Origin of the sequence: Vibrio sp. 10N.261.55.F4 (genome assembly GCF_041470465.1) — a bacterium.
Taxonomy (GTDB): domain Bacteria; phylum Pseudomonadota; class Gammaproteobacteria; order Enterobacterales; family Vibrionaceae; genus Vibrio; species Vibrio crassostreae_C.
The window spans coordinates 1-281 of record NZ_JBFRMM010000007.1 but is presented as its reverse complement, the minus strand read 5'-3'; the positions used below and the strand labels follow the sequence as shown (position 1 = coordinate 281).

Genomic DNA, 281 nt, shown 5'->3' with positions numbered 1-281 from the left:
TGGAGGCGCCTCCCGGAGTCGAACCGAGGTCCACGGATTTGCAATCCGCTGCATAGCCACTCTGCCAAGGCGCCTTCAATAGTGTTTTAAGAGAACAACTCTTTTGATTAATACCAAGCGAGGTAATAATCAAATAGATGGTGCCCCGGGCCGGACTTGAACCGGCACAACGCGAACGTCGAGGGATTTTAAATCCCTTGTGTCTACCAATTCCACCACCAGGGCACGCAATTCTTTATTGCGATGCCGATTACTGAAAAGTAAAACACCATCTTAATGTC

2 tRNA genes are annotated in these 281 nt (G+C 48.8%); both read right to left on the bottom strand.

Annotated features, from left to right (window positions below):
* Nucleotides 1-74: transfer RNA gene (locus tag AB4249_RS05535), tRNA-Cys, on the bottom strand.
* 64 nt (nt 75-138) lie between these two features.
* Nucleotides 139-225: transfer RNA gene (locus AB4249_RS05530), tRNA-Leu, on the bottom strand.
* Nucleotides 226-281: the final 56 nt, after the last annotated feature.